We start from the raw sequence: 17,239 nt of genomic DNA on the forward strand, positions 1-17,239 counted from the left end.
GCAGAGACAGACTTCCATCGGGGCGGGGAATCATCGGGACGCGTCGGAACACCCTTCCGCATTTTGCACTAGTGCGATCGCATGTTGCGGCTAGTACAAAATCCGGCTAGCGTCGGTGCGCATGCCTGCCACGATGCCCGCGCCCGTCACGCTGACCGGCCACCACGTACGCCTCGAAGCCCTCACCACGGCCCACCTCCCGGATCTGTTCGCCGCGGGTGGCGGTGACGACGAGGTCTGGCGCTGGCAGGGCGGGCCGACACCGCACACCCAGGACGCACTGGGCGAGAAGCTGGGCGCTCTGCTCGACAGCGCCGCGCGCGGCACGTACATCCCCTTCGCGGTCGTCCACCGCCCCACCGGCCGGGCGGTCGGCTGGACCACGTACATGGACATCGACGTGGAGAACGAGCGCCTGGAGATCGGCTGGACCTGGTACGGCCGCGCCTTCTGGCGTACGGCGGTCAACACCGAGACGAAGCTGCTGCTCCTGGCCCACGCCTTCGAGGAACTGGGCATGGGCCGCGTCCAGTTGAAGACCGACCACATGAACCTCCGCTCCCAGAGGGCGATCGCGCGCCTCGGGGCCCAGCGGGAGGGAGTCCTGCGCCGTCACCGTCTGCGCCCGGACGGCACCTGGCGGGACACGGTCTACTTCTCGATCCTGGCCGACGAGTGGCCGGCGGTGAGAAAGGGGCTCGCGGCCCGCCTCTGAATCGATCGAAGGACGCCCGGAGACGACGAAGGGCAAGGAGAGTCCGACTCCTTGCCACTCTCAACATATAGCGCACCGGGGGGCTTGCGGCAAGGCCCCGGTCGTCCCGCAGAATGATCCGCCGAAGCCAGGACCTGCGAAAACAGCAGATGCGCGTGAGGCGCGCGGACGGCCGGAATCCAGTCTCGTTGAATGGGCGTTTCGATGATTGACGTGATCGTGGTCGGCGGCGGACCGACCGGTTTGATGCTGGCCTGCGAGTTGCGGCTGCACGGCGTGCAGGTGGTCGTGCTGGAGAAGCTGACCGAGCGCACCGGGGAGTCGCGCGGGCAAGGTCTGCACGCGCGCAGTGTCGAGGTGATGGATCAGCGCGGCCTGCTGGACCGGTTCCTCGCGGTCAGCGAGAAGTTCCGGGTCGGCGGTCTCTTCGGCGGCATCGTGAAGCCGTGGCCGGAGCGGCTGGACACGGCGCACCCGTACGGCGTCGCCACCCCGCAGCCGGTCACCGAGCGGCTGCTGGAGGAGCGCGCCGTCGAACTCGGCACCGACATCCGGCGCGGGTGCGAGGTCGTCGGGCTGAGCCAGGACGAGCACGGAGTGAGTGTCCAGCTGGCGCGTGAGGGCGCTCCCGCCCCTGAGGGTGCGGCCGAAGGGGGAGGCACGCACCTGCGCTCGCGCTATGTCGTCGGGTGCGACGGCGGGCGCAGCGCCGTGCGCAAGCTGCTCGGTGTCGGTTTCCCCGGTGAGCCCGCGACGGTCGAGACGCTGCTGGGTGAGATGGAGGTGACCGAGGATCCGGCGACGGTCGCCGCCGTCGTCGAGGAAGTCCGCAAGACCCACCTGCGGTTCGGCGTCGCCGCCCCGGACAAGGACGGGGTGTGCCGTGTCGTCGTGCCCGCCGACGGGGTGGCCGAGGACCGTGCGTCCGCGCCGACCCTCGACGAGTTCAAGAAGCAGCTGCGGGCCTTCGCGGGCACCGACTTCGGCGTGCACTCGCCGCGCTGGCTGTCCCGCTTCGGCGACGCCACCCGGCAGGTCGAGCGCTATCGCGTCGGCCGGGTGCTGCTGGCCGGCGACGCGGCGCACATCCACCCGCCGACCGGCGGGCAGGGGCTCAACCTGGGTGTGCAGGACGCGTTCAACCTCGGCTGGAAGCTGGCCGCGGCGGTCGACGGCTGGGCACCGGAGGGTCTGCTGGACAGCTACCACTCCGAACGGCACCCGGTGGGCGCGCGCGTGCTGGACAACACCCGGGCGCAGATGACGATGCTGGGGAGCGATCCGCGTGCGACCGCGCTGCGGGAACTGCTCGGGAGGCTCATGGACTTCGAAGAAGTGAACCGGTACGTGACCGGGATGGTCACCGCGGTCGAGGTCCGCTACGACTTCGGCGAGGGCCACGACCTGCTCGGCAGCCGGCTGCGGGACGTACAGCTGAAGCGCGGCCGCCTCTACGGGCTGATGCACGAGGGGCGCGGCCTGCTGCTCGACCAGACCGGCCGCCTCTCGGTGGAGGGCTGGTCGGACCGGATCGACCATGTCGTCGACGTCAGCGAGGAACTGGACGCGCCCGCGGTCCTGCTGCGGCCGGACGGTCATGTGGCGTGGGTGGGTGAGGACCAGCGGGATCTGGTGGACCGGCTGCCGCGGTGGTTCGGCGCGGCGGCGGGCTGAGCGCGAGCCGCCGGCGGGGGCCTCGACTCGGCTCACGCCCCCGTGCCCCCGGTCGCGCGGCGGACCGAACGGGCTGACGCTGATTCCATGAGTGAGCCGAACGCGTGGCAGCAGTGGGACGGACCTCAGCACGCGGCACCACCGCCGGCTCCGCCCCGGAGACGGCGCCGATGGCCGTGGGTGGTCCTGGTGATCGTCCTGCTGCTGGGCGGCGGCTGTGCCGCATTCGCCGGCCTCTTCGTGAACAGCGTCTCCGACGAGGTCTCGAAGACCGTCCGCGTCACCTACGAGGTCACCGGCGACGCGAAGGACGCCGCCATCTCGTACACCACCTGGCGCGACGGGGACATGCTGACCAGCGAGGAGAGTTCCCGCGACCTGCCGTGGCGGAAGGTCGTCACGACCGAGGGGTTCATCAAGGGCGGCTCGCTCAGCGTCACACTCGGCGCGGACGGCGGGCGTGCGACCTGTTCCGTGACCGTGGACGACGGGACACCCAGAACCGCGACGGCGTCCGGGCCCTTCGCGACCGCCTCGTGCGAAGGCATCTGACGCCTGCGCCGCTTCCGTCCGAGCGTGCCTGCGCGCCGCGACGACCGCGACCTCGATCGCCGTCTCCCGGTCCGCTCCCCCGGGCCTCGCCCGTACGATCGGACAGCATGGGGATCACTGTGCAGAAACTGACGTACTACCCGGTCAAGGGCTGTGCCGGGACGGACGTCGAGTCCTCCCGGGTCGGGGATACGGGACTGGAGCACGACCGTACGTTCATGGCCGTCGACGCCGTCGACGGGTCCTTCCGCAGTCAGCGGACGCTGCCGGCGATGGCCGCGGTCCGGCCCGAGATCGTCGAAGGCGGCGGTGTACTGCGGCTGTCGGCCGATGGGGTCGAGAGTCTGCTGCTGGACGTCGACCACGACGGTGAGCGGCGGCCGGTGAGCATGTTCGGGCGGGACATCGGGGAGGGCGCCGATCAGGGGGACGCCGCGGCCGAGTGGTTGTCCGATGTGCTGGGGGCGAAGTCGCGGCTGGTGCGGGTGCCGCCGGGGTTCGACCGGGACGGGTGGGGCGAGACGCCCGGCAAGGTGGGGTTCGCCGACGCGCATGCCGTCCTCGTCGCCTCGCAGGCTTCGCTGGACGGTCTCAACGCACGGATCGAGGCCGCCGGAGCCGCCGCCGTTCCGATGGACCGCTTCCGGCCGAACATCGTGCTCGCCGGCTGCGACGCCCCGCACGCCGAGGACGACATGCGGCAGCTGGACATCGGAACGGCCCGACTCGCCTACGCCGTACGGGCGGTGCGGTGCGCGGTGCCGATGGTGGACCAGCTCACCGGGCTGCGGGCCGGTCCCGAACCGATCCGTACGCTCGCCGGGTACCGGCGTGAGCCCGCGTACGACAACAAGGTGAGCTTCGGCATGAAGGCGGCGGTCGTACGGCACGGCACGCTCGCCGTGGGCGACACCGTGGTGGCGACGACGGCGTCCGGCCCGGCTGCCTGAACTCACCCTGCTCCCACCGGCGTCAGCAGCGCGGCACCGGTTTGCTGTAGGTCGTGTTGCTGGCGTTGGACACGTAGTAGTCGGAGACGTAGCGGCCGTTCTCCGTACGGTTCCACACCGATGTCGTGCCGACGGCCGAGCCTGCCCGCTGGCAGTACACCCAGGCCAGTGACCCGTTCGCGAGGACCGCTCCGGCCGGGAACGACGTGCCGGGGCCGGTGCGTTCGGCGACACCCGTGGTCGTCTGGAACGGGTACGTGCACAGCGGCAGCGGGCGGCTGTAGCCGGTGTTCGACGGGGTGCTCACATAGCGGTCGGTGACGTAGGTGCCGTCGGAGAGCTTGTCCCACACCGGGGAGCCTCCGACAGCCGGACCGGGCGTCTGGCACACCACCCTCACCGTGGTCCCCGGCGGGTAGGACTTCGCCGCCGGATAGGTCGTGGACGGGCCGGTCCGGGCGTTCAGCGCGGTGGTGCTGGTGACGGAGTAGGGGTACGCCACGGTGGCGACGGGCGAGTCGAGCCGGTCGGTGTCGATGTTGATCGTGACACCGCCGTACGTCTCGTTGTGGCCGCCCTTGAACTGCTTGGCCCGCTAGTGCAGCGGCCACCGCACATCGGGGATGTTCGTCCAGCCCTTGAGCGAGTCGACCGAGTCGTAGCGGGCGATCCACAGTGCGTCGGGACGGGCGTACGAGGTGGACGTGTAGACGTCGGAGAGCTGCTTGGCCCCGAAGTTGAGGTTCATGTACACGCCCGAGACATAGCCGAGCCGGTGCAGCTCCTTCGTCCAGGCGGACACGAAGGCCAGCACACCGGTCCGGCACGTGGCGTCGGTCTGGGTGTAGTGCTCGATGTCGTTGTAGACGGCGCTGCCGGGGACCATACCGAGCGCCTTCGCCTTGGCGACGGCGTCGGCCGCCGCCGCGGTGCCCTGGCCCCGGGCGGTCGCCGCGGCACGGCTGATCTTGGCGTCGGTGGGCTTGCCGCCGCACGGCGGCTGAAGTCCCTTGTAGATGGGCAGCAGACGCCATTGGAGCGCCGACACGGAGGCCACCCATGGAGCGGTGAGCTGCGGTTGGGCGCAGGTGCGGGTGATGCCCCCGATGTAGACGCCGACGGCGCGGTACGGGGAGGCCGTCCAGGCCTGGATGGCCGACAGCGGCGGTGCGGTGCAGGTGTCGAAGGCGAGTCCGGAGTAACGCGTCGCGCTCGCGCCCGCCGGATAGGCGGCGGGCGTGGCCGGTTCTGCGGCTGCGGACGGGGCGAAGGCGAGGACGGTGCCGGCGACGAGTGCGCCGGCGGTCGGCAGGACGCAGAGTCTTCGGATTCCGGGAAGTCGGGGAAGGATGCGGGACGGGTGCGGCATGGCGGCCCCCCTGAACGGTTCGAACCGAGTGGCATCAGCATGCGCCGCGAGCCGCCAACTGTGCCCTCAGCTGCGCGCTTTGTTGCGGTAACCGGACAAACCGCCCTTGTGGGGCGGGAAAGAGCCCCGCCGTCGTCACCGGAGCGACGACGGCGGGGCCTTGGGCGGGGGCAGTGGTCGTGACGGACGTGACAGCCGTGACAGCCGTGGCGGTCAGCGTCCGTAGCGGATCAGCGCACGCACCATCCGGCACGTCGTGTCCGAGGGCGGGTGTACTCCGATCTGCTCCGCCGTCGCTCGTATCCTCGTGTTGTCCGCGGTCGCCGGGTGGTAGATGCCCGAGTCCAGCAGGGCGATCGTCAGCCGCATGGCCTTCAGGCGGCGGTTGTGCGTCACGTACCACTCGCGCGGCTGTCCGGCCGGCAGCGGCTTCCTCGTCGCCTGCGGGAACTCGGTGTCGGCGGGCTTCCTCATGAGTCTGGCTACAGCCATCGGCAACCTCCTGGCACGGTGGCGGGACCATCCCGAACTACTGTTCATTCTACTGGCCGCCACTGACAATCCCCCCTGGCCAGACGGTGTTTGAGGGGCTGGTGAGCGGTACCGTGGCGGGATGGAGATCTGGATCAATCCCGCCTGTTCCAAGTGCCGCAGCGCGGTGAATCTGCTCGACGCGGAAGGCGCTTCGTACACCGTCCGCCGCTACCTCGACGAGGTGCCCAGCGAGGACGAGATCCGCGCGGTCCTCGGCCGGCTCGGGCTCGAACCGTGGGACATCACCCGGACGCAGGAGGCGGAGGCGAAGGAGCTCGGGCTCAAGGAGTGGGCGCGGGAGGAGAGTTCGCGCGACCGGTGGATCGAGGCGCTGGCGCGGCATCCGAAGCTGATCCAGCGGCCGATCATCACGGCGGACGACGGGACGGCCGTCGTCGCGCGGACGGACGAGGCGGTACGGGACGCGCTGGGGCGCCACGGCTGAGAGCCGGTCGCGCACGGGCCCCGCGCCGCACGGCCGCGGGGCCGATCCGGGCGGCCGGGGCGCCCGTTCCACCCCCGGGCCCGCCGCACGGCCGAAGTCGCCCTCCGCGTACTGCCGTGGACCCTCCACACAACGGAACACCCCTCCGTACCGCCGAAGGCCCCTCTGCACCGCCTGAGGGCCCCTCCGTGGTCAGCGTTCGTCCGTGCCCGCCACCTTCCCCGTCGCCAGCGCGATCCGGTTCCATGTGTTGATGGTGAAGATCAGCGCCAGCAGCTGAGCCAGTTCCCGCTCCTCGAAGTGCTCGGCCGCCCGGGCGTACACCGCGTCCGGGACCCCGCCGTCGGCGACCAGCGTGACCGACTCCGTGAGCGCCAGCGCCGCCTGCTCCTTCGGCGTGAAGAAGTGCGCGGCCTCCCGCCACACGGCCGTCATGTGCAGGCGCTCCTCGCTCTCGCCGGCCTTGCGGGCGTCACCGGTGTGCATGTGGAGGCAGTAGGCGCAGTGGTTGAGCTGTGAGGAGCGGATCTGCACCAGCTCCACCAGCGTCGGATCCAGTCCCTCGCGTGCCGCCGCGTCGAGGCCGATCACGGCGCGGAACGCCTTCGGGGCCAGCTTGGCGAAGTTGATGCGGGAGGCGCTGCGGTTGATCTCTGTCGTCGTCATGTGTACGAATCTAGTGAGACAGAAGACCGGTGACAGGGTGCATTTTCATGGCAGATTCATGGGTCAATCCGGCGGAGATCCTGGGTGCCGACCTGCATCTGGAGCTCACCGGCGGCGGCAGCCGTCGTGCGGCCCTGATGCGTGCGCTGCGGGACGCGATCCGGACCGGGCGGCTCGCGCCGGGCACCCGGCTGCCGCCGTACCGCTCGCTCGCAGCCGATCTCTGTATCGCCCGCAACACCGTGGCCGACGCCTACGCCGAGCTGGTCGCGGAGGGCTGGCTCACCGCGCGACAGGGCTCGGGGACCCGCGTCGCGCATCGCACGGAACCGACCACGCCCGTACGCAGACCGCGCACCGCGACACCCGAACACCGGCCGGTGTACGACCTCATACAGGGCCGTCCCGATCCCTCCGCCTTCCCCCGCGCCGCCTGGCTGGCCTCCGCGCGCCGGGCGCTGACCGCCGCACCCCACGACACCTTCGGGCCCGGTGATCCGCGGGGACGGCCGGAGCTGCGCGAGGCGCTGGCGGAGTATCTGGGCCGGGTGCGCGGAGTGCGGACCGACCCCAGCCGGATCGTCGTGTGCTCGGGTGCCGCGCACGCGCTGCGGCTTCTCGCGCAGGTGGTGGGCGGGTGGTGGGGCGTCGAGGAGTACGGACTGCCCTTCCACCACGCGCTGCTGACCGACAGCGGTGTGCGGACCGTCTCCCTGCCGGTCGACGAACACGGCGCGGACATCGCCCTGTTGGGCGGGGAACGGGCCGTCCTGCTCACTCCGGCCCATCAGTTCCCGACCGGCGGCCCGCTGCACGCCGAACGGCGCTCGGCCCTCGTGGACTGGGCACGGTCGTCGGGCGGTCTGGTCCTGGAGGACGACTACGACGGCGAGTTCCGCTACGACCGCCGGCCCGTGGGCGCCGTGCAGGGCCTGGATCCGGACCGGGTGGTGCTGATGGGGTCCGTGAGCAAGAGCCTCTCCCCCACCCTGCGGATCGGCTGGATGGTGCTGCCGCCGCAGCTGCTGGACGATGTCCTGGCGGCGAAGGGCGAGCGCGAGCAGTACTCCAGCGCCACCGAACAGCTCACGCTCGCGGACTTCGTCCGGTGCGGGGCGTACGACCGTCATGTCCGCAGGATGCGGCTGCGGTACCGCCGCCGGCGCGACCGGCTCGTCGCGCTGCTGACCGAACGGGCGCCGCAGGTACGGGTGACGGGGATCGCGGCCGGGCTGCACGCCGTACTGGAGCTGCCGCCGGGGACGGAGCGGGCCGTGGTGAAGGCGGCAGCCTGGCAGGGACTCGCCGTCGAAGGGCTCGCCGACTTCTGCCGGCCCGGCGGGCCGGGTGAGGGGGCGGACGGGCTCCGGGACGGCCTGGTCGTCGGGTACGCCACCCCGCCCGAGCATCTGTACACGGAAGCCCTGGACGCCCTGTGCCGCGCGCTCCCGCCGGCCTGACGCGCGCTGCCGCCGGTGTGACGTGCGGCGGCAGGAACACCCCTCCCACCTGGCTCAACCTTAAGAAAAGTTAAGGAAGTTGCGGGTGAGGACCTTGAGTCGGACCGCCCGCCTACTCGTACGTAGGGGCACACGGAACCGACCCGACAGGAGTCCCACGTGTCCCGCAAGAAGACCCTCACCGGTAAGAAGAAGATCGCTCTGCTCGTCGGCGCAGCAACCGTCGTCGGCGGTGGGGCTTTCGCAATGACCGGCACCAGCCAGGCATCGGTCGCCTGCGACGGGCTCGTCACGGCCCTGCAGAACAACGAGCGGTTCATCGCCGACCAGCGCGCCACCCCGGACGCGCAGTCCGAGGCGCGTATCGCCAACCGGCAGGCCGTCATCGAGGAGATCAAACGAAAGCAGGCCGCCTCGGGTTGTGAAGTCGGCACAGGGGGCGGCGAGGCGGCCCAGCCGCCCGCGCAGCAGCCCCCGGCGCAGGAGCAGCCGCCCGCCGAACCGCCGGCGGAGGCCCCGCCGGCCGAGGAGCAGCCGCCCGCCGAAGGCGGCGGCGAGGAGGCCGGCGGTGGTGACGCCGGAGCCGTGGGCGAGGTCGTCTGCGCCGGTTCGACCGTGACGCTGTCCGGCGAGGCCGGCGAGCCCGCCGCCTCCAGCAACCAGTTCCCGATCGGCACCACGCTCAAGGTGACCAACCTCGACAACAACAAGTCGACGACGGTGAAGGTCGCGTCCCCCTCCGGCAGTTGCGCTCTGCTGAACAACGCCGCCTTCGAGCAGGTGCGGGAGCCGGGCAAGTTCCTGATCCGCAAGGCGCGCATCGAGCGCGTGGGCTGACCCGGCGCAGTCCGGGCCGGTGCCCGTCCGTCCTCCGGAGCTCTCCCCCGAAGCGTCCTCGCGCTCCGGGTGACCGGAAGACCTGTTCCGCACTCATACGGTGGGGCGCTGCCCGCCCCCGCCTCCGGGAGTAGTGCCCGTGCGGAACGGGACAGACGGACGCGGCACCGCCCGGGCCGGCGCGCGGGGTGACCCGTAGGCGCCCACCGGACGAGCCGCGGTTCGCCACCCCCGACGAGCCGCGGCTCCCCACCCGTCAGATCCACTCACGGGAGCCGCGGTTCCCCCTCACGGGCCGGCAGCTGTGCCTCGGCCTCGGCGAGGATCTCGGTCAGCCGCAGCCCGAACGCCAGGTCACAGCTGTGCGGCCGTCCCGTGCGCGCCGACTCCACCAGCGCGTCCAGCGCGGCCCGGAACGATCCGACGGCGTCCCCCCACTCCGGCAGCGAGGCCGTCCCCGGCTCGCCCACGAGATCGATACTCACGCCCGAGGCGCTCACCGGCGCGCTCAGCCCCAGGGTCGCCGTACTCGAAGCGCCCGACGCGTGCCGCAGCACCAGGTGCACGGTGTCCTCGGGGCCTCGGGCCGCCGTCACCCGGGTCACGTCGCCGAGCACCGGGATCAGCACGGACAGCACATGCGGGCCGACGTCCCACAGCCCGCCCTTCTCGCGCCGCCAGGGCGAGGCGGCGTACGGGCTGTCGCTGTCGTGCGCGAACAGCGAACCGAGCCACCGCGCATGGGCCGTGTACCAGCCCTTCGCCGCGGCCCGTTCCTCGATCCAGGCCGCGGTCTCGGCGGCGAAGCGCAGCGTGCAGAACACCACGGACGCCACCCCGGCCCGCTCGGCCGCGTCCGCCGTGGCCCGGGCTGTGGCCACATCCGTCGCCACCGGCTTGTCCAGCAGCAGATGGCAGCCGGCCGCGGCGGCCCGCGCGGCGAGCGGCGCCTGGATGTCCGGCGGCAGGGCGAAGGCCGCGATGTCGCAGGAGGCGAGCAGCTCGTCGGCGCCGTCCTCCCCGGTGTACGCGGCCGTGCCGTGCGCCCTGGCGATCACCTCGGCGGCCTCGGGCCGCCTGGCCCACACCCCCGCGAACTCGACACCGGGATGGGCGGCAAGGGCGGGCGCCTGGGTGCGCTCGGCCCACGGGCCGGCGCCGAAGAGTCCGATACGCAGCTGCTTCGCGGGGGTCGTCATGCGGCCCAGTGTGCCCGGCGGAGAGAAATTCCGGGGGAACGGAGTGGGAGCGGTGTTACGTTTCCGGTGCCGGCCGCGGGACTCCGGTGCGACTTCCGAGACATGCTTCTGACGCAGTGATTTCGCCGTTCGCATCCCCATTCCCCGGCCGGCTCCAGTGCTGGTGGGACCCGGGGGGAGACCATGGCGGACGCCGCCGAGACATCCGCCGATGTGGTCGCGGCCGAGGACGTACTGCTCTTCGTGAACGCGGCGATCACGGCGACCGGACAGCGGGAGTTCCGCTCGTCGGCCGGCGAGCAGCAGCTCTCCCTGTCCTTTCTGCACGAGTACGTGTGCACCAACTACCGGACCGTGTACGCGGCGGCGCTCGCTCTGGACATCAACGACCACAACGCGGCCTCGATCATCGAGCGACTGCTGCGCGCGGCGGATGACGCCGACCGCCCGCAGAAGCTCGCCGAAGGCCGGCTGATCGCCGCGCGGCTGGCCTCGCTGCCGCCGCAGCGCGTGTACCGGCTGTTCCGCGCACTGCGCACCGCCAGGGTCAACAACCGCCGCACCCGGGCGATCCAGCGCGACTGGCTGCGGGCCCGCCCCGATCTCGGCCATGACGCGGTGAAGTACCGCAGCGGGCTGAGAGCGGCCGCACGGCACACGCATCTCTCGTTCGGGGAAGGCCCCCTGGACGAGGAGTACGGCGATTTCCTCTTCCGTCCCGGCCGGCGGATCCGGTACGAGGACGCCTTCCTGGACGCGTACCGGCGCGCCCACTACGAACGGGAGGCGGTCTACGAGCTGCCGTTCACCGTGGCCGAGGGCTTCGCTGCCCGGCACGGGATCCCCCGCGGGCGGTTCCTGGAGCGGATCGCGCCGCGGATGACGCGGCTGGAGCGGCTGCGTACGCAGAGCTCCGGCACGACGGCGGATCTCGCCGTCATGCCGCTCACCCGGCTGTGCCTCTACGTCCTGTCGCTCACCCGGCAGGAGCGCGTGGACCGGCGGGCGGAGCTGACGGGTGCCCTGCGGGCGGCGGCGCTGCGGGCCGCGGGTCCGCACGCCGGTACCTGGGGCAGGGTGGCCGCCGTGCTGGACGACAGCTACTCGTCGTACGGCTCGGGGGTGAAGCGCCGTCGGCCGCTCGCCGTGGCGCTCGGATCACACTTCCTGCTGGAGGCGCTGGCCGGGTCGTACCGCGCGCACTGGACCTCGGGTGCCGGGGATCCGCTTCTGGTGCGTCCGTGGGGGCCGAGCCCGGTCGGCACCCGCGTCCTCGACGCACTGGAGCACTCCCCCGACCGTCTGGTGATCGTTTCGGACGGCTGGGACAACGCGCCGCCCGGGCTGGCGGGCGAGGTGCTGCGCGTCTGGCGGACCCGCCTCGATCCGGACCGGCGCACAAGTGTCGTGCACGTGAACCCTGTATACGACGCGGACGGGTTCGACGTCCGCCGGCTCGCACCGGGCGTGCCGACGGCGGGCATCCGCGACGCGGAGGATCTGGCGGCGCTGGTGGAGATCGCGCAGTTCGCCGAGGGCCGCACACGGCTGGGCGAACTCCAGGCCTATCTCGACCGCCGCTGCGGCCAGTTCCTTCAGCGGCATCAGGAGGGGGCACGATGAACAAGCTGGACATGACCGGCCTGACCGCGGCGCCCGGCCAGACGTGGGGCGGCATCCGCTTGGTGCCCCTGCTGCGCGACAAGCCGGTGGACGGGCTGCGGCTGCGCCACGAGGTCTACGGCCCCGGATACGGCGCGGTGGAGACCGGGCCCCGGACGACCTACCTCTCCTACGTCCCGCACGGCTTCGTCGCCGACTGGTCGGGCGACGGCAGCCGGTCGGCCACGTACGGCACCCAGCTGGGCGACGGCTGCCCGGTGACCATCCCCGTCCGCCGTCACCACCGGCTCGCCAAGCGGCGTTCGGTGAAGGGCGTCAGCGAGCGGCGGCTGCGCTTCCTGCCGCTCCACCTCGCTCTGGACGGCTATCTGGCACTGCACTTCAACGGGCCGTCCGTCGTCTGGGACGAGTGGTCCCAGCAGGCCGTGCGCCGGGGGCTCTCCCCGCGCGCGGAAGCGGCCTGGGCCGGATGGCAGGTGCGTGGTCTCGCGGAAGCGCTGCGGCTCTTCGAGATCCACCCGGACCAGTGCGGCGTGCTGGTCTACGCGGCGGACTCGCTCGCCGCGGCCTTCGTCGTGCCGCACCCCGAGGACTACCGCGCCCTGCATCCGTCGCTGATCGAGGATCTGTACGGCGAGCTGGTGCACCAGTACGCCTTCTTCGGCGCCGCGGTGCCCGCCTTCGAGGCCAGGATCCGCGACAGCCGCCACCTCACGACGCTCGCCGATCTGCGGGCGGCCGCGCTGGCACAGGAGCGCAGCTGGACCGCGGCCCACGCCACCCTGTTCGCGAACCGGCTGCTCGACCCGTCGTACCTCTACGAACGGGTTTACCGGATGGAGTCGTTCGCGCTGTGGCGCTTCCTGCCCTCCTTCAGCCGCGGCGAGGCGGAGCAGCACATCGGCGAGGTCATCACGGACCACAAGGGCCGGGTCGCCTATCTGAAGACCTTTCGTCTGTCCGAGGCACAGATCCGCCGCGGCCACCTGCTGAACCGGCTGCACGACCACGACTGGCATCTGGGCCGAACGGCGCAGTCACTCGGCACCACCGAGGCCGATCTGGTGCGCAGAATCCGTGACGCGGGCTTCTCGTCCCTGCTCAAGCACGGGGTCGAGAGGGTGGCCAGGAGCTAAAATCCGGGCTCCACGGGGGGCGGCGCGGACGGGCGGCGCCCGCGGCAGGTGAGCGGCAGGAGCAGCCCGCATGACGCGCGTGTTCATAGCTTCGTCGACGGAGGGCCGGCCGTTCGCGCAGGCCGTGGCGGCCGTGCTGGCGCGGCAGGGGGTGGAGCCCCTGCTCTGGTGGAGCCAGCAGTGTTTTCCGCCCGGGATGACCCTGCTCGACTCGCTGCTGCGGCTGCTGAACGAGGCGGACGGCGCGCTGATCATCGCCACTCCGGACGACCGGACCACCCGGCGCGGGGCGACGAGCTACGCCCCCGCCAGCAACGTCCTGCTGGAGTACGGGCTGTTCACCGGACGGCTCGGGCAGGCACGCGTGGCGATCGTGACGGTGGGGGATCCCGATCTGCCCTCCGACCTCGGCGGAGTCGTCCATCTGCGGCTCGGCCCGCCGGACGCGCACCAGGACCCCTCGGTGTACGAATCGGTGGAGATCGAGCCGCGGATCGTGCCGTGGCTGCGCACGCTGGACGCGGTGAGCAGCAACGGCGCGCGGATCGCCGGGCTGCTCACCCGCCTCGCCCCGCAGGCCAAACCACGAGACCGGGTACGGCTCAAGGCACGGGTGCTGTGCGACCAGCTGGACTCGCGGGCCTTCCCCAAACTGCCCGAGCCGCAGGTCCTCGACATCCTGCGGCGCTACGCCCTCTCGTACGGGCGCGAAGAGCGAGTCGGGCATACGGTGAAAACGCCGGTGGCGGGCTATCTCGATCTGACGCGCGTCGCTCCGGAATCGCTCGACCAGCGGGTCCTGGCAGGCCACCTGGCCTACCATGTGGCCGAACTGGTCAGCCGAAAGGTCATGCGACCGACACTGCTCGCCGTTTCCAAGGTGGCGGCCACCGGTATTTTGAGCGCGGCAGCCGACTTGCTACCCTTCCCAGCCGTCTACGTAAGTCCCTACGGCCCGAACCGTGACAACCCCGTCGAGGGTTTTTACGAGAATGGCGATCGTGCTGTCCTGTTGCACGATGTGGCCCTGAGTGGACATCATCTGGTCGATTGCATGACCGCCCTGAGGTCAGCAGGCATCAATGCCCGACACATTGTTGCGCTCGCCGAACACGACGGTCAGAACGAGGCGCTCGATTCATTGCTCGAAGAAAACGGGATCATGATGCACACCGCCGTGAAGTTCACCCCAGGCACCGGACGCGGCCCGCAGGCGGTGGAGACCATCCAGCCCCTCGGCATCACCGGTGCCCCGGACGCGGAGACCACCCCGCCGTGCCTGTTGTGCGATGTGCTGCACGACGCCGACACCACGCCGTTCCGCGGCCTGTTCGAGCGTGCGGAGCTGCCGCGCGAGCTGCTGGCGGAGGCCGACGGCTTCGTGGTCGTGGCCGATGTCGCCCCGCTGACCCGGGGGCATGTGCTCATCGTCCCGGATGAGCACGCCCTGTCGATGTCCGCCCTGCCGGCCGCGTCGCTCGCGACGCTGGAAATGCTGCGCAGGCACGTCACCTCGGTCATCCGCGAGGGGTACGCGTCGGAAGTGGTCGCATTCGAGCACGGAATGTGCGACCCCACGGTGCGTTCCTCCTGTGGAATCGACCATGCGCATCTGCATGTCCTGCCGCTGGAACAGTCCGTCACCGAAGGCTTCCGGGAGCGCTTCGCTTGCCGGGAAATCGGATCCCTGTCCGATCTGCCGCAGGCCAACGACGCGCAACAGGAATACCTTCTGCTGATCGACCAGGAGGGCAGGCACCATTTCGCCCCGACCCAGGTGTCGACGAGCCAGTACTTCCGCAAGATGATCGCCGATAAGACCGGTGAGCTGCTCTGGAAATGGAGCGACAAAGTGCTGCTGGGAGACCGCGCGGAGACCCGCGACCGGATTCTGGAGCTGCACCGTGTCTTCGGCGTATTCGGCGTATTCGACTGAGGGGGGCCTCACCCGCCGCCGGGCCGGGCCACCGGTCCGGCGTAACACGGGGTTCACGCTCGGGCAACGGCCGGGAAATCGCGACTTGCCAAGCTGCGCGGCATACCGCTGGACCCGCAAAAGGATGAGGCCCGTGACCTTCAAGGCTGAGTACATCTGGATCGACGGCACCGAGCCGACGGCCAAGCTTCGCTCCAAGACGAAGATCCTCACCGAGGCCGGCGGCGAGCTGCCGATCTGGGGCTTCGACGGGTCCAGCACCAACCAGGCCGAGGGGCACGCCTCCGACTGTGTGCTGAAGCCGGTCTTCTCCTGCCCCGACCCGATCCGCGGCGGCGACGACCTGCTGGTGCTGTGCGAGGTCCTCAACACGGACATGACGCCGCACCCCTCCAACACCCGGGCGCAGCTGGCCGAGGTGGCGGCGGGGTTCACCGCGCAGGAGCCGATCTTCGGCATCGAGCAGGAGTACACGTTCTTCAAGGGCAGCCGCCCGCTCGGCTTCCCCGAGGGCGGCTTCCCGGCCGCGCAGGGCGGCTACTACTGCGGTGTCGGCGCGGACGAGATCTTCGGCCGTGACGTCGTCGAGGCCCACCTGGAGAACTGTCTCGCGGCGGGTCTCGGGATCTCCGGCATCAATGCCGAGGTCATGCCCGGCCAGTGGGAGTTCCAGGTCGGACCGCTCGCCCCGCTGGAGGTCTCCGACCAGCTGTGGATCGCGCGCTGGCTGCTCTACCGCACCGCCGAGGACTTCGAGGTCTCCGCGACGCTCGACCCGAAGCCGGTGAAGGGCGACTGGAACGGCGCCGGTGCGCACACCAACTTCTCGACCAAGGCGATGCGCGAGGGCTACGAAGCGATCATCACCGCCTGCGAGTCGCTGGGCGAGGGCTCCAAGCCGCTCGACCACGTCAAGAACTACGGCGCCGGCATCGACGACCGGCTCACCGGTCTGCACGAGACCGCCCCGTGGAACGAGTACAGCTACGGCGTCTCGAACCGCGGCGCCTCGGTGCGCATCCCGTGGCAGGTCGAGCAGGACGGCAAGGGCTACATCGAGGACCGCCGCCCGAACGCCAACGTCGACCCGTACGTGGTGACCCGTCTGCTGGTGGACACCTGCTGCACCGCTCTGGAGAAGGCCGGACAGGTCTGATCCCGCCCGTCCGCACCAGGGGCGCCCGCCGGCATCGGCGGGCGCCCTTCGCTGTCCCCGTCACCGGGCGGCCGGGCCGTCTCGCGAGATCTGTGTCTCGATCTGTGAGAGTGCCCCTCCTTCGCACGCCGTTCATCTGATTCAATGGGCCCATGGCCAGCCTTGAGAACCCCGCGACAGGTCGCACCGACCTCGAGCCGTTCTGGCCTTCCCGGCAGCACCACGACTTCGACCGGGTGTGTTGCCGCGCGGTGAACGCGCAGGCCCTCTAAAGCCGTTCCGGCCTTCGGCCAGCGCGCACGACGTACGTCCGTCTCAGACGACTCGACGACTCCTCCGCGCGAAAGAGCTGACCTCTCATGGCGAACTCCCGTTCCTTCTCCGCCGTCCACTCCCCCGCGGCCACCGCCGCCCAAACCGTGCAGGGCACCGGCCCCGGCGCCCTGCACCCCGGCCGTCACCGGCTGCGTGCCATCGACCGCGACGAGGTCGTGCCGCTCGGCAGCCTGGTGGACGTGACGGACTTCCTGCCGCCGGGCGCCACCTGGCTGCCCGCCCCGCAGCACAATGTGGCCGGGCTGCCGGGCCGGCCGCCGATGCTCGGCTATCTGGTCCTCGTCCCGGCCGAGCAGCAGGCCCCCGCCGCGCTGCTGCCGGAGCCCGCGCGCCTCGACACCGGCGAGGGCGCCGGTCCCGTACGGATCGACGCGTCCGAGCGCACCGCGAACGTGGACGGCCGGACGCTCGACCTCACGTATCTCGAATTCGAGCTGCTGGCGCACCTGGTGGCCCATCCGCAGCGGGTGCACACCCGCGACCAGCTCGTGACCACGGTGTGGGGCTACGGCCATGTCGGCGACGGCCGGACCGTCGACGTCCATGTCGCCCGGCTGCGCCGCAAGCTGGGCGCCGACCACCGTCGCACGATCCAGACCGTGCGGCGGGTCGGCTACAAGTACGCGCCCTGACCCGGCGCCCAGGGGGAAG

Annotated in this window: 17 protein-coding genes; 12 read left to right on the plus strand and 5 right to left on the minus strand. The window is 71.1% G+C overall.

All coding sequences use genetic code 11. The features are described from left to right. The first annotated feature begins 121 nt into the window (after positions 1-121). From OHA05_RS09765 to OHA05_RS09780, 4 genes are all read left to right on the plus strand, one after another. The gene (locus OHA05_RS09765; RefSeq protein WP_328860323.1) at positions 122-715 is read left to right on the plus strand and encodes a GNAT family N-acetyltransferase; all 594 of its coding nucleotides are present in this window, start codon (positions 122-124) and stop codon (positions 713-715) included. Between the two features lie 204 nt (positions 716-919). Beyond that, on the plus strand, positions 920-2,389 hold the full coding sequence (rox, locus tag OHA05_RS09770) for a rifampin monooxygenase (RefSeq protein ID WP_328860324.1): 1,470 nt from the start codon (positions 920-922) through the stop codon (positions 2,387-2,389). An 87-nt stretch (positions 2,390-2,476) separates the two neighbouring features. Then, positions 2,477-2,941 (plus strand): hypothetical protein, encoded by a 465-nt coding sequence (locus OHA05_RS09775; protein ID WP_328860325.1) that lies wholly within the window; start codon positions 2,477-2,479, stop codon positions 2,939-2,941. 107 nt (positions 2,942-3,048) lie between these two features. After that, a complete protein-coding gene (locus OHA05_RS09780) occupies positions 3,049-3,891 on the plus strand; it encodes an MOSC domain-containing protein (RefSeq protein ID WP_328860326.1) in 843 nt (280 codons plus the stop codon). A gap of 22 nt (positions 3,892-3,913) precedes the next feature. Here OHA05_RS09780 and OHA05_RS09785 read toward each other — a convergent pair whose 3' ends face one another. From OHA05_RS09785 to OHA05_RS09795, 3 genes are all read right to left on the minus strand, one after another. Further along, positions 3,914-4,393: a hypothetical protein gene (locus OHA05_RS09785; RefSeq protein WP_328860327.1), complete on the minus strand. Its 480-nt coding sequence runs from the start codon at positions 4,391-4,393 to the stop codon at positions 3,914-3,916. 93 nt (positions 4,394-4,486) lie between these two features. Next, positions 4,487-5,260 (minus strand): glycoside hydrolase domain-containing protein, encoded by a 774-nt coding sequence (locus OHA05_RS09790; protein ID WP_328860328.1) that lies wholly within the window; start codon positions 5,258-5,260, stop codon positions 4,487-4,489. A 213-nt stretch (positions 5,261-5,473) separates the two neighbouring features. After that, positions 5,474-5,752: a hypothetical protein gene (locus OHA05_RS09795; RefSeq protein WP_384442042.1), complete on the minus strand. Its 279-nt coding sequence runs from the start codon at positions 5,750-5,752 to the stop codon at positions 5,474-5,476. Between the two features lie 121 nt (positions 5,753-5,873). On the opposite strand from OHA05_RS09795, the gene OHA05_RS09800 reads away from it, so the two are divergent. Then, positions 5,874-6,239: an arsenate reductase family protein gene (locus tag OHA05_RS09800; protein ID WP_313946740.1), complete on the plus strand. Its 366-nt coding sequence runs from the start codon at positions 5,874-5,876 to the stop codon at positions 6,237-6,239. Positions 6,240-6,431: 192 nt separating this feature from the next. Here the strand turns inward: OHA05_RS09800 and OHA05_RS09805 are convergent, their stop codons facing one another. Continuing rightward, complete coding sequence (locus OHA05_RS09805; RefSeq protein ID WP_313946739.1) at positions 6,432-6,905, minus strand: carboxymuconolactone decarboxylase family protein; 474 nt, start codon at positions 6,903-6,905, stop codon at positions 6,432-6,434. A gap of 47 nt (positions 6,906-6,952) precedes the next feature. Here OHA05_RS09805 and pdxR point away from each other — a divergent pair, with 47 nt between their 5' ends. Together pdxR and OHA05_RS09815 are read left to right on the plus strand one after the other, a co-directional pair. Then, entirely contained in the window at positions 6,953-8,365 is a 1,413-nt protein-coding gene (pdxR, locus tag OHA05_RS09810) for a MocR-like pyridoxine biosynthesis transcription factor PdxR (RefSeq protein ID WP_328860329.1), read from the plus strand. A 159-nt stretch (positions 8,366-8,524) separates the two neighbouring features. Then, entirely contained in the window at positions 8,525-9,202 is a 678-nt protein-coding gene (locus OHA05_RS09815; protein WP_328860330.1) for a hypothetical protein, read from the plus strand. 266 nt (positions 9,203-9,468) lie between these two features. Here the strand turns inward: OHA05_RS09815 and OHA05_RS09820 are convergent, their stop codons facing one another. Continuing rightward, positions 9,469-10,401, minus strand: coding sequence for a Gfo/Idh/MocA family protein (locus OHA05_RS09820; protein ID WP_328860331.1), 933 nt, complete (start codon positions 10,399-10,401; stop codon positions 9,469-9,471). Between the two features lie 183 nt (positions 10,402-10,584). Between OHA05_RS09820 and OHA05_RS09825 the strand changes: the two genes are divergently transcribed. From OHA05_RS09825 to OHA05_RS09845, 5 genes are all read left to right on the plus strand, one after another. Next, positions 10,585-12,024, plus strand: a complete 1,440-nt coding sequence (locus OHA05_RS09825; RefSeq protein ID WP_328860332.1) for a hypothetical protein — start codon at positions 10,585-10,587, stop codon at positions 12,022-12,024. Continuing rightward, the gene (locus tag OHA05_RS09830; RefSeq protein WP_328860333.1) at positions 12,021-13,160 is read left to right on the plus strand and encodes an ARPP-2 domain-containing protein; all 1,140 of its coding nucleotides are present in this window, start codon (positions 12,021-12,023) and stop codon (positions 13,158-13,160) included. The genes OHA05_RS09825 and OHA05_RS09830 overlap by 4 nt, the downstream gene beginning before the upstream one ends. Before the next feature lie 70 nt (positions 13,161-13,230). Next, complete coding sequence (locus OHA05_RS09835; RefSeq protein WP_328860334.1) at positions 13,231-15,096, plus strand: TIR domain-containing protein; 1,866 nt, start codon at positions 13,231-13,233, stop codon at positions 15,094-15,096. 133 nt (positions 15,097-15,229) lie between these two features. Further along, a complete protein-coding gene (gene glnII, locus OHA05_RS09840; protein ID WP_313946733.1) occupies positions 15,230-16,252 on the plus strand; it encodes a glutamine synthetase in 1,023 nt (340 codons plus the stop codon). A gap of 359 nt (positions 16,253-16,611) precedes the next feature. After that, positions 16,612-17,220, plus strand: coding sequence for a winged helix-turn-helix domain-containing protein (locus tag OHA05_RS09845; protein ID WP_328860335.1), 609 nt, complete (start codon positions 16,612-16,614; stop codon positions 17,218-17,220). The last annotated feature ends 19 nt before the right edge of the window (positions 17,221-17,239 follow it).

It is taken from the genome of Streptomyces sp. NBC_00306, assembly GCF_036169555.1.
GTDB lineage: Bacteria > Actinomycetota > Actinomycetes > Streptomycetales > Streptomycetaceae > Streptomyces > Streptomyces achmelvichensis.